Source organism: Mariniphaga sp. (assembly GCF_041687215.1).
Taxonomy (GTDB): Bacteria; Bacteroidota; Bacteroidia; order Bacteroidales; family Prolixibacteraceae; genus Mariniphaga.
The window spans coordinates 1-11,505 of the sequence record NZ_JAWLCI010000096.1 but is presented as its reverse complement, the minus strand read 5'-3'; the positions used below and the strand labels follow the sequence as shown (position 1 = coordinate 11,505).

10 protein-coding genes are annotated in these 11,505 nt (G+C 43.0%); 5 read left to right on the top strand and 5 right to left on the bottom strand.

Features of this window, described 5'->3' with window-relative positions:
- Positions 1–639: lipoyl(octanoyl) transferase LipB (gene lipB / locus ACESMA_RS20485; protein WP_372950744.1), on the top strand; the 639-nt coding region annotated here is incomplete at its 5' end.
- A 2-nt stretch (positions 640–641) separates the two neighbouring features.
- Here lipB and ACESMA_RS20480 read toward each other — a convergent pair.
- Positions 642–1,529, bottom strand: a complete 888-nt coding sequence (locus tag ACESMA_RS20480; protein WP_372950743.1) for a thymidylate synthase — start codon at positions 1,527–1,529, stop codon at positions 642–644.
- 253 nt (positions 1,530–1,782) lie between these two features.
- Here ACESMA_RS20480 and ACESMA_RS20475 point away from each other — a divergent pair, with 253 nt between their 5' ends.
- The 4 genes from ACESMA_RS20475 (at position 1,783) to ACESMA_RS20460 (ending at position 7,191) form a co-directional block, all read left to right on the top strand.
- A complete protein-coding gene (locus ACESMA_RS20475) occupies positions 1,783–3,054 on the top strand; it encodes a Gfo/Idh/MocA family oxidoreductase (RefSeq protein WP_372950742.1) in 1,272 nt (423 codons plus the stop codon).
- 59 nt (positions 3,055–3,113) lie between these two features.
- The gene (locus ACESMA_RS20470) at positions 3,114–6,515 is read left to right on the top strand and encodes a DUF1080 domain-containing protein (RefSeq protein ID WP_372950741.1); all 3,402 of its coding nucleotides are present in this window, start codon (positions 3,114–3,116) and stop codon (positions 6,513–6,515) included.
- Between the two features lie 128 nt (positions 6,516–6,643).
- The gene (locus tag ACESMA_RS20465) at positions 6,644–6,880 is read left to right on the top strand and encodes a hypothetical protein (RefSeq protein WP_372950740.1); all 237 of its coding nucleotides are present in this window, start codon (positions 6,644–6,646) and stop codon (positions 6,878–6,880) included.
- The gene (locus tag ACESMA_RS20460) at positions 6,877–7,191 is read left to right on the top strand and encodes a type II toxin-antitoxin system RelE/ParE family toxin (protein WP_372950739.1); all 315 of its coding nucleotides are present in this window, start codon (positions 6,877–6,879) and stop codon (positions 7,189–7,191) included. The genes ACESMA_RS20465 and ACESMA_RS20460 overlap by 4 nt, the downstream gene beginning before the upstream one ends.
- Positions 7,192–7,241: 50 nt before the next feature.
- Here ACESMA_RS20460 and fbaA read toward each other — a convergent pair whose 3' ends face one another.
- From fbaA to ACESMA_RS20440, 4 genes are all read right to left on the bottom strand, one after another.
- Positions 7,242–8,321 (bottom strand): class II fructose-bisphosphate aldolase, encoded by a 1,080-nt coding sequence (gene fbaA / locus ACESMA_RS20455; RefSeq protein WP_372950738.1) that lies wholly within the window; start codon positions 8,319–8,321, stop codon positions 7,242–7,244.
- 248 nt (positions 8,322–8,569) lie between these two features.
- A complete protein-coding gene (locus ACESMA_RS20450; protein WP_372950736.1) occupies positions 8,570–9,667 on the bottom strand; it encodes a GDP-L-fucose synthase family protein in 1,098 nt (365 codons plus the stop codon).
- A gap of 6 nt (positions 9,668–9,673) precedes the next feature.
- Positions 9,674–10,855 carry a GDP-mannose 4,6-dehydratase gene (gene gmd, locus ACESMA_RS20445; protein ID WP_372950735.1) on the bottom strand — a complete coding sequence of 394 codons (1,182 nt, stop codon included), beginning with the start codon at positions 10,853–10,855 and terminating at the stop codon, positions 9,674–9,676.
- A 35-nt stretch (positions 10,856–10,890) separates the two neighbouring features.
- A complete protein-coding gene (locus ACESMA_RS20440) occupies positions 10,891–11,247 on the bottom strand; it encodes a BT0820 family HAD-type phosphatase (RefSeq protein ID WP_372950734.1) in 357 nt (118 codons plus the stop codon).
- Positions 11,248–11,505: the final 258 nt, after the last annotated feature.

Sequence of the window (11,505 nt, the reverse complement as noted above, 5' to 3'; positions counted from 1 at the left end):
GGTCTGAAAGACTACAAAGTAGTGTGGGACTTGCAGGAGCAAATTCTTGCAGAAATAATTGCAGAAAAAAGGGAAACCAAAAATCCGTCTTCCAAAAATCAGTTTATTCTGGTGGAGCACCCGCATGTTTACACGCTGGGCAAAAGCGGCGACGAAAAAAATCTGCTGGCACACGGCGACTTGCTGAAAAAAATTGAGGCCACCTTTTATAAAATCAACCGTGGCGGCGACATTACCTACCACGGGCCGGGGCAGCTTGTGGGTTATCCTATCATCGATCTGGAATATTACAAAATCGGCGTGCGCGAATACATTGAAAAAATGGAGGATGCCATTATTGCCACCATTGCTGAATACGGTTTGAAAGGTGGTCGAAAGGAAGGTGCAACCGGAGTCTGGCTCGATTTTGATCATCCTTCCCGTTCCCGGAAAATCTGTGCCATCGGCGTTCGTGTGAGTCGTTATGTAACCATGCACGGCTTTGCATTGAATGTAAATACCGACATGCGCTATTTCAGTTACATCAATCCTTGCGGACTGACATTTGGCGTAACTTCTATTCAACAGGAGTTGGGAAAAGAAATTCCCATGACAGAGGTGAAGGAGATTTTGAAAGAGAAATTTAACGCATTATATTGAATCTAATGCCGCTCGTCAAACTCTTTAATTTTCTTTATAATTGCAGGCTCTGCAGCATCATACATGTCGCGGATGAACGGGTCGTTAAACGGCATGGTACGCTCTTCAAACGGCATGTCGGTTACCCGGTCGAAAAGGCGCTCTGTGGCGGCCTGAATGTCTTTCCCGTAAATGTGGTACGAATCGGCCTGCCAGTTTAGCCGTCCGAGTTTTACGGTTTTTCCTGTTTTTTCAGCAACGCCTGCGGCGATCACTTCTTTGTTAAACTGAATAAATCCGAACATATTCATAAAACTGGCGCCCCAGGCATCGTTGCTCCGAAACCGGATGTTGCAGTTCAGCCAGTAAACGCCTTCCTCGTCTTCCAGAATGCGGTACCATAACGACTGCAAACAGGGCGGATCGTAACAGGTGTTGTCCAGGTTGGGCATCCAGGTAATCATTTGTGCCTGCCGGGTAAAAGGCTGGGCCGATAGTTTTTCAATGACACGTTGAATCTGATCAACCTTAAACGGGCCAACTTCAACCGATTCTTCATTCTGAAGCACTTTCCAGACTCCGTAATTTTTTATTCTTCCGTGATAAGTATATTCCCAGCGGGTGTCGTGTTCGTCGTTCATGTTTTTTACCCAGTGATCTTTGAACCCCTTCAACTCCATAACATATTCCTTCAAATCTTCAATTCCTCCCGGAAAGGCCATGTGAATCATTGGATCGGTTTCCGGCTCTTCTATTGTCAGGTTCAACGTACAGTCGATGCTCAGCGGATCGCCTGGTTTATCGTACTGGGTTTTGAAACGCGTGCCCTTTTCATAAAGCGAAATCAGGGCAATTTCGTACGCTTCGGCCAGCGATTTTCCGGAAACAGCAATTACAGGAATATTCTTCATATTGAAGTTTTTTGATTTTCAGAATGGGATAAAGATAAAATTTTACCCTTTCAAATTTCGTTAGCCAATATTCTATTTTTCAACAAACCTTCAACCTTTTGCTTCCTGTTTAAATTTTTGCCTTTCCGGTTTTCTAATTTTTTAAGAAGTAAATTTTATCTTTGAAATTTATTACTGAAAAACCCTTTCCAAAATAGTTTTTCAGAGAATAAAGGATAGATTTCATTTTCCGAAATATTTAAACAGAAATACAATGAATAGTAAAAATCCAACTTCAAGAAGAAGATTTTTAAAGAGTGCGCTGGTTGCCGGAGCAGGTTTCACCATTGTGCCGCGCCATGTTTTGGGAGGCAACGGGTTTATTGCGCCGTCTGACCAGTTGACCAAAGGGATTATCGGTGTTGGCGGCATGGGCCGCGGGCACATTCCTTACGAAGGCACCCGTGTGGTGGCCATCTGCGATGTGGACCGGCTTCACATGGATCGCGCTAAAAGCATGATCGATTACGATGTAAAAACATTTAACGATTTCAGGGAGTTGATTCAACTGCCCGAAGTAGATATTGTTCACATTGCAACGCCGCCACACTGGCATGGTATTATGGCAGTTGAAGCAGCCAAAGCCGGTAAAGACATCTGGTGCGAAAAACCCATGACCCGCACCATTGGCGAAGGCAAAAAAGTGATGGAAGCCGTAAATGCCCACGGGCGCATGTTTCGCCTGAACACCTGGTTCCGTTTCAAAGACAATTTCTACGGACTGGGAACCGATGTGAAACCACTGAAAAAAGTAATTGACAGCGGTATTCTTGGCTGGCCGCTGAAATTTATCGTGAGCGGCGTTACCGGTTACGACTGGAAATTTTACTGGAGCGGCGAACACAACCTGAAACCCATGCCGGTACCTGAAAATCTCGATTACGATATGTGGCTCGGACCTGCACCATACAAACCGTACAATCCGGAAAGGGTACACTCCAAATTCCGCGGATACTGGGACTACGACGGCGGCGGCCTGGGCGATATGGGACAGCACTACCTCGACCCCGTGCAGTATATGCTCGGAAAAGACGATACCGCGCCGGTGAAAATTGAAGTGGACGCTCCGCAACAACATTACGATGCAGTGGGCTCCTGGCGGCGGATTACCTATACATACGCCGATGGTTGTCAAATCATTCTTGACGGTGAAAATAAAGACAAAGATGCAGCCTATATCGAAGGACCACACGGGAAAATTTTTCGCGGATTCCGTTCCGATATTCCAAACCTGCAATCGTTCCTAAAAACCTTGCCCGACCCGGAACCACAGATTTCTATATTCTCCGAATCGGTGAAAACCCGGAAGAAGTTTGCTTTGAATGAAATCAATGGATTCTGGTCGGCCACCCTGGTGAATCTGGGAATCATTGCTGTCAGACTGGGTCGTACGTTAAATTTCGACCCAGATAAACTTCAGTTTGTTGACGACGAAGGTGCCAACCGGTTGATTAACCAACCCATGCGTGCTCCGTGGAGCATTTAGGAAGAGGCCCCCAACCCCCCAAGGGGGCTTAAAATAAATTTTATAAAAAGAATTAAAAGATGAATAACAGAATATTTCAATTTACAGCAATATTACTCCTGGCTTTGGTTACATCAACATCATTTGCCCAGGACAGAAGAACGCTTGACACCAAAGTGGCTGATGCCCTTGCCCAAATGCCTGCCGGCGATCTGGTTCACCGCGACCGTGTTCTGAACGAATTGATTGATTTAGGCCCGCAGGGATTCGGGAAAATGACCCAACTGCTTACTCCGGCAGGAGAAGGAGACGACACTGCAGTGCGTTTTGCCCTCAACAGCCTGGCCCGGTATTCCAGCGAATTTGGCAGGGAAGATGCCCGTAAAATGGTGGAAAATGGTTTGCTGGCAGCACTCGAATCACAAACCAGTGCCGAGGTGAAAACCTATTTGCTGAACCAGTTGAACCTGGTGGGTAGCGACCAAACTGTTAACTCCATTAGAAAATATCTCGAAAATGAAGAACTGACCGAACCGGTTGCCCAAACTCTGGTAGCTATTGGTTCTGAAAACGCAGCTGTGGCATTGTTCGAAAACTTTCCGAAAGTCAGCGAAGAAGGAAAAATTACTCTCACAAAGGCTCTGGGAGAACTCCGTTACGAACCGGCCCTGAGGGCAATTTCAGTTGCTGCAGAATCAGAAAACATAAATTTGCGTAAAGTGGCGCTCGGGGCACTGGCCAATCTCGGGAACCCCGAGTCTTATAAACTGTTGCAGAAAGCAGCTCAGGATGTGGATTATAAATATGAACCGACACATGCTGCCGAAGCATTCCTGAATTATGCCAGTCGCCTGGCGGAAAAAGGCGAAACAAAACTCAGCCAGAAAGCGCTGAAAGCAATTATGAAAGCAAACCAGACAGATGATAAACTGCATAATAACACTGCTGCTCTCTCGGTTTATGCCAAACATTTTGGTTACGATGCCATGCCGATGCTGCTGAAAGCAGTTGACAGCAACAACAAAGAGTTTCGGTACGCTGCACTGAACATTGCTGAAAAAGTGGGAGGTGTGGCTGCCACACGCCAATGGGTGAACAAAGCCGGAACCGTTTCAGGAGAAAAAAAGGCTGAAATTATTGATATGCTTAGCCGGCGGGGAGACAAGCTGGCTGCCGGTTTTGTGACTGGAAACCTGAACGATGCAGATCCTGTGGTTCGTGAAGATGCCATTGAGGCACTAACGCGTCTGCAAGGGAAAGAAGCTGTTCCGGTGTTGCTGAATCACCTGGAAAAAGGAACCGATCTGGATGTTTCAAAAAAAGCTTTAATGCAGTTAACCGACCAAAAGCACCTCGGACCTGTTGCTGAACGAATGAAAAGTACTTCGGGAGCTACAAAGGCTGCATTTATTGATTTGGTTGCAGCAAAATCGGGAAATGATTACTTCTATGATATTCTTGCGGTTACAAAATCGCAAAATCAGGCAGAAAGAACCTCTGCTTTTGAAGCGCTGAAAAACATTTCCACGGAAAAAAATCTTGATGCATTGATTCATTTGTTGCTAAATGTTGAAAATGACAACGAAATTCAGCAGGTGCAACAGTCTGTTGTGCCTGCTGCACAGGGAGTTGAAGTTGAAAAAACTGAAAATGGGAAACTGCTTCAGGCACTAAAAACCACCAATAATAAAGAACGTATCATTGCCATTCTTCCTGAAATTGGCGGTGATGTGGCATTGCAAACTGTGACCGGATATTTTAACAATTCAACGGGCAATTTGAAAGAAACCGCTTTTGAAGCCCTTACCAGTTGGAAAGATTATTCTGCTGCTGCTTCACTTTACGAAGTGGTGGAGAACTCAGCCGGCGATTACCGTTCCAAAGCTTTTTCAAGCTTTGTGCGTCAGGTACGTTCTGCCAGTTTAACCGACGACCAGAAGCTGCTGCAGTACCGGAAAATTATGCCGTATGCTTCCAATGTAAACGATAAGCAACAGGTCATCAACGCCATAGGCAACCTGAAGACATTCCTTTCGCTGGTTTACCTGGAACAGTTTCTGGATGAAAATGAGCTACAGCAAACCGCTACCCGTGCAATTATGCGCATTGCGTTACCCGACTCTGACGGGAAAAACAATTTTGTCGGCGAAAAAGTACGCAATATGCTCCAACGCGTAACTTCGGTTCTAACCGGTGAAGAGAGCGATTACGACATCATCAACATCAATAATTATCTGGCTCAAATGCCCAAAGAAGAAGGTTTTGTCTCCATGTTTAACGGAAAAAACCTGGATGGCTGGCAGGGGATGCTGCTGGACGGCAATCCCATAAAAATTGCCCGGTTGAGCGAGGCCGAACGTGCCAGAGCCAGGGAAGAAGCCGATAAAAAAATGCTGGAAAACTGGAGTGTAAAAGATGGCCAGATTATTTTTAACGGACACGGGGCAAATCTTGTTTCGGTTAAAAAGTACAAAGATTTTGAGTTGATTGTGGACTGGAGAATCACCAGGAAAGGCGATAGCGGTATTTACCTCAGGGGAACACCGCAAGTGCAGATTTGGGATACCTCGCGCGTGGAATCTGGAGCTCAGGTAGGCTCGGGTGGATTGTACAACAACAATCCCGACAACGTGCGCAATCCGCTGAAAGTAGCCGACAATCCGGTGGGAGAATGGAACACCTTCCATATTACAATGATTGGTGAAAATGTAACGGTTTACCTCAACGGAGAGTTGGTTGTGGACAATGTGCGCATGGATAATTACTGGGACCGCAGCATTCCGATTTTCGAAGAAGGGACCATTGAATTGCAGGCGCATGGCAACGAGCTGGCTTTCCGCGATATTTACGTGAAAGAAATCAATATCAACGAAATTGGTTTAACCGAAGAGGAAAAAGCTGAAGGATTTGTGTCACTTTTTAACGGCATGAACCTGGACGGCTGGCAGGGAAATAAAACCGATTATTTGGCTGAAAATGGCGAGCTGGTTGTGCAACCTTCCCGCGGAGGACATGGTAACTTGTTTACTGAAAAAGAGTACAGCGATTTTATTTTCCGGTTTGAATTTCAGCTTACACCAGGTGCCAACAACGGACTCGGGATTCGTGCACCGCTTTCAGGCGATGCTGCCTACCAGGGCATGGAGTTGCAGATTCTGGACAATACCGCACCCATTTATGCCAATCTGGACGAGTACCAGTATCACGGTTCCGTTTATGGAGTTATTCCGGCCAAGCGCGGGTACCTGAAGCCGGTGGGAGAATGGAACGAGCAGGAAGTGGTGGTCCAGGGCTCGAAAATAAAGATAACGCTGAACGGAACAGTTATTCTGGACGGTGACATTGCCGAAGCCAGCAAAAACGGGACCCTCGATGGCAGAGACCATCCCGGATTGAAACGTGAAAAAGGATACATCGGTTTCCTGGGCCACGGTTCAGAACTGAAATTCAGGAATATCCGGATAAAAGATTTAGGGAATTAATTCTACTTTGACATATTTTAGTATAACAAAACGGGGTTCCAATTTACTGGAGCCCCGTTTTGTTGATATTCCTGTGTAGTATCAGAATTATTCCTTAATTTTGTTGAGAAAGCATAAAAACAATAATAATGAATATTCAGGCACAAAAGGCAATTATAATTGAGCAGTTCAAGCAGGTTAACGACGAAAACCTCATTGCTGCTATAAAGAGTTTACTTGATTATGCTTTGGAGAAAAAAGAGAAGGTAACTGAAATTCCGGAGGAAGACCAGAAACTGGTAATGGAGCGTTTTGCAAAGGTCAGAGCAAATCCTGATAGGCTTTTGGATTGGGAAGACGCGAAAGGAACACTGAATTTCTTATGAAAAAATTCAAAGTCAGAATTGAACCGGATGCACTAAATGATATTAGAGAAATATCAGCCTGGTACAATGAACAACTGCCAAAATTAGGCACCAGATTTCAAAAAGCAGCAATTAGACAAATTAATCTTTTGGAGCGAAATCCGCAGATTTATGCTATCCGTTACAGGGAAATTCGCTGTGTCTTAGTCAGAAAATTTCCTTATTTGGTGCATTTCTACATCGATGAAAATAACGATGCAGTTGAGGTATTAGCAGTTATCAGCACCTATCAGAATCCTGAAAAATGGATTGAAAAAATAGACAAAAAATAAGGGCCCAACCATGGCAGACCCTTATTTTTTAGCTATTAAAATTATTGCTTTTACAAACTATTCACTGCATTCAAATCTTCGAAAGCCTTTTGCAGACGTGCAATCATGGCCTCTTCTGCTTTGCGAATCCATACGCGAGGGTCGTAAAATTTTTTGTTGGGTTTATCTTCGCCCTCCGGGTTTCCGATTTGTCCCTGCAGGTAATCGTGTTTTTCAGCTTCAAACTTCCGGACGCCATCCCAATATGCCCATTGGGTGTCGGTGTCGATGTTCATTTTGATTACACCGTAATCAATGGCTTCGCGGATTTCTTCATGTGATGAGCCTGAACCTCCGTGGAATACAAAATCAACCGGAAAATTATCATCAAGGTTGTGTTTCTTTTTAATGTATTCCTGTGATTTTTTCAGAATTTTCGGCTGAAGTTTCACATTTCCCGGTTTGTAAACACCATGCACATTACCAAATGAAGCGGCAACGGTAAAATTCGGACTTACTTTACTCAGTTCTTCATAAGCGTAGCAAACTTCCTCGGGCTGAGTATAAAGTTTCGAGCTGTCAACATCGGTATTGTCCACGCCGTCTTCTTCACCACCGGTAATGCCAAGCTCGATTTCGAGGGTCATCCCAATCTTACTCATGCGCTCCAGGTATTTTTTGCAGATTTCGATGTTTTCTTCCAGCGGTTCTTCCGAAAGGTCGAGCATGTGTGAGCTGAACAGCGGTTTCCCGGTTTCTTCAAAGTGATTTTCACCGGCATCAAGTAGGCCGTCAATCCAGGGTAAAAGTTTTTTTGCTGCATGGTCGGTATGAAGAACAACACGAACTCCATAAGCTTCGGCTAAGGTGTGAATATGTTTGGCACCTGCAATTGCACCTAAAACGGCGGCCTGATGTCCTTCCATTTTCAGGCCTTTTCCTGCATTAAAAGCAGCACCACCGTTCGAAAATTGAATCATTACAGGAGCATTGGCCACTTTTGCCGCTTCCATTACCGCATTTATAGACGAAGAACTAACCACGTTAACTGCTGGAAGTGCGAATTTGTTTTTTTGAGCTACTTTGAAAATATATTGTAAGTCGGAGCCTGTTATTACACCCGGCTGTACAACATCAGCTATTCTTTCCATAATTTTTATATTTAATAAATTAATTTAACCTTAAAACCTTGTTTTGTACAAATTTACAATTTTGTAATGCTGACCGCAAAAAGAACGTGTTAATGAAGATTAAATTCTTCATTTTTTAATATTGACTGTTTTTATTCAAATATCCCAAAAATTCTGATATTGAACTTGTTTGATTAATGATTCTTAAAACTAAAAGCCCTGACTTCAAGTCAGAGTTTTTATCTGAACCGACGGTTCTTTGGAGTTTTTTACTGTGCTGTGTACCAGCGAAACATTTTTTCTATTCCTTCTTCAATTTCAATTTTATGATGCCAGCCCAGTGAATGGAGCTTAGAAACATCAGTAAGTTTACGCATGGTACCGTCAGGTTTTTCTTTATTAAAAACCAGTTCTCCTTTAAAACCAATTTTTTCTTTAATTAAAAAAGCGAGGTCTTTTATGCTGATCTCTTTTCCGGTGCCAATATTAATATGGGTATTCCTGATTTCTTTTTGATTTTGACCTGCCACATCTTTAAAATTTACCTTTTCCATAAGGTAAACACAGGCATCTGCCAGTTCTTCACTCCATAAAAACTCACGCAAAGGTTTTCCGCTTCCCCAGATTTCAACTGTAAAGCCCCCCTCAATCCCTCCCAAGGGGCGACGAATGCCGTATTTTGCAAGTATTTGCAATATTTCATGGTTGGTGGCTATGCCGTTAATGCCTTCGACTGGTCGCTTATTTAAATCGGTGCGGATGGCGTCCCAGTTATTGTTTTCGATGCATTTTCCCAGGTATATCTTTCGCATTAATGCCGGCAGTACATGTGATTTTTCCAAATCGAAATTATCGTTCGGACCGTACAAATTGGTAGGCATTACCGACAGAAAGTTAGTTCCATACTGGATGTTGTAACTTTCACACATTTTTATCCCTGCAATTTTTGCTATGGCATAAGGTTCGTTGGTATATTCCAGCGGACTGGTTAACAAAGAATCTTCGGGCATGGGTTGCGGAGCCTCTTTCGGGTATATGCAAGTACTTCCAAGAAACAACAGCTTTTTTACATTGTATTTGTATGCATGATGAATAACATTATTCTGAATCATCAGGTTTTCGTAAATGAATTGTCCGCGATAAGTATTATTTGCCACAATTCCACCTACTTTGGCGGCTGCCAGAAAAACGTACTCAGGTTTTTCGGATGCAAAAAATTTATCGACCGCTGCCGGGTTCATCAAATCCAGTTCATCAATCGTTTTACCAATGAGGTTGGTATATCCCTTTAACTGCAAGTTTTTCCAAATGGCAGAACCCACCAAACCCGTGTGACCGGCAACATATATTTTCGAATTTTTATTCATTTTTGTTTATTCAAAATAGTTCAGAGTACGGTACCCTCCTTCGCGCAGGTAAGCATCTTTTTTCATAAGGTCAATATCAGACTGAATCATTTCCGAAATAAGACCTTTTAAATCATATTTAGGTATCCATCCCAGTTTCTCGCGGGCTTTTGTGGCATCTCCAATAAGCAGTTCAACCTCGGTAGGTCTGAAATATTGCGGATCCACTGCAATGAGGGGTTCTCCGCTCATGTTTGAAGAAGTGTTTTTCTGAATGCGTTTTTTGAAGGCTTCAAAATACTGTTCTCCAACTTTTGAATTAAAAACTTTTTCATCAATGGCGGTTAAATACCCTTTTTCGTCAGCGTTTTCACCAGCAAATGTAATTTCAAGTCCCAATTCTTCGCCTGACAATCTTATAAAATCACGGATTGAAGTTGTTATGCCAGTGGCAATTACATAGTCATCCGGTTTTTCTTGCTGAAGAATGAGATGCATAGCTTTTATGTAATCTTTGGCATGGCCCCAGTCGCGCTGTGCCGAAAGGTTTCCCATAAAAATGGTATCCTGCATCCCCAAAACTATTCGCGCAATTGCCCGGGTAATTTTCCGTGTAACAAAGGTTTCGCCCCTGATTGGTGATTCATGATTAAAAAGAATGCCGTTTGAAGCATGTAAATTATAAGCTTCGCGGTAGTTTACAGTAATCCAGTAGGCATATAGTTTAGCAACTCCATATGGCGAGCGTGGATAAAACGGTGTTTTTTCTGTTTGGGGAACTTCCTGTACCATACCATACAACTCAGAAGTTGATGCCTGGTAAATGCGTGTTTTTTGTGTAAGGCCCAGTAAACGAATGGCTTCCAGAAGTCGAAGGGTTCCAATGCCATCGGCATTGGCCGTATATTCCGGTGTTTCGAAACTTACTTTTACATGGCTCATAGCAGCAAGGTTATAAATTTCATCAGGTTGCACTTCCTGAATTATTCGAGTCAGGTTCATACTGTCGGTCATATCGCCATAGTGCAAAATCAGGTTGCGGTTATCTACGTGAGGATCCTGATAAATGTGATCAATTCGTTCGGTGTTAAACATCGATGCGCGGCGCTTAATGCCATGAACAACATATTCTTTTTTTATCAGGTATTCTGCCAAATAAGCTCCATCCTGCCCTGTAACACCGGTAATTAATGCAATTTTTTTTGTCATTTTAAAATATGATTTGAGCGTATGATACAAATGTTTTATTCCTGTTTTTCCTCTTCTTTTTCCAATATCATTTCATAAATTTTTTTCCACTCTGGAATTCCCAGCAGATTTCTGTCATCAATGTAGATGTCGGCATAAATTTTCCGGCTGTATGTATTGTCAAATTCTTCCCCGTCAAAATTGTTATTTACTGCATGGAACTGAAGCCCTCTTTTTTCGCAAAATTCGACTGCTTCATCAAGTTCTTTGCCTGAACGGTAGGTCCAGAGAATGAGTTTATGGCCCTTCTTTTGAAATTGTTTTAAAGTTTCTATGGCGTAAGGAATTTCATTACCCATTTTGGGAAATTTGTGTTCAACAATGGTTCCGTCGAAATCAACTGCAATAATCATTATCAGGTTTTTTTTGAAGTTTGTACAATTAATGGCCAAATATAACAAACCTGAGCCAGAATAGCAGAATCAGGAAAACAGCCCTACATATAAACTTCTGTCTTTCTGCATATAAAAAAATCAAATGAAACGAGCATGTAAAATATTTACGCCCAATAGGATGATTAAAATACGTGCGAGTTCCATATGATACCTTTGAAAATGAACAATTTTAATCATATGAAACCTACATGACAATTTTTTGACACCCACGAGAAT

Coding starts and splice junctions, on each gene's coding strand:
- ACESMA_RS20475 (WP_372950742.1), top strand. CDS start 1,783: ATGAATAGTAAAAATCCAACTTCAAGAAGAAGATTTTTAAAGAGTGCG.
- gmd (WP_372950735.1), bottom strand. CDS start 10,855: ATGACAAAAAAAATTGCATTAATTACCGGTGTTACAGGGCAGGATGGA.
- ACESMA_RS20460 (WP_372950739.1), top strand. CDS start 6,877: ATGAAAAAATTCAAAGTCAGAATTGAACCGGATGCACTAAATGATATT.
- fbaA (WP_372950738.1), bottom strand. CDS start 8,321: ATGGAAAGAATAGCTGATGTTGTACAGCCGGGTGTAATAACAGGCTCC.
- ACESMA_RS20450 (WP_372950736.1), bottom strand. CDS start 9,667: ATGAATAAAAATTCGAAAATATATGTTGCCGGTCACACGGGTTTGGTG.
- ACESMA_RS20480 (WP_372950743.1), bottom strand. CDS start 1,529: ATGAAGAATATTCCTGTAATTGCTGTTTCCGGAAAATCGCTGGCCGAA.
- ACESMA_RS20440 (WP_372950734.1), bottom strand. CDS start 11,247: ATGATTATTGCAGTTGATTTCGACGGAACCATTGTTGAACACAAATTT.
- ACESMA_RS20465 (WP_372950740.1), top strand. CDS start 6,644: ATGAATATTCAGGCACAAAAGGCAATTATAATTGAGCAGTTCAAGCAG.
- ACESMA_RS20470 (WP_372950741.1), top strand. CDS start 3,114: ATGAATAACAGAATATTTCAATTTACAGCAATATTACTCCTGGCTTTG.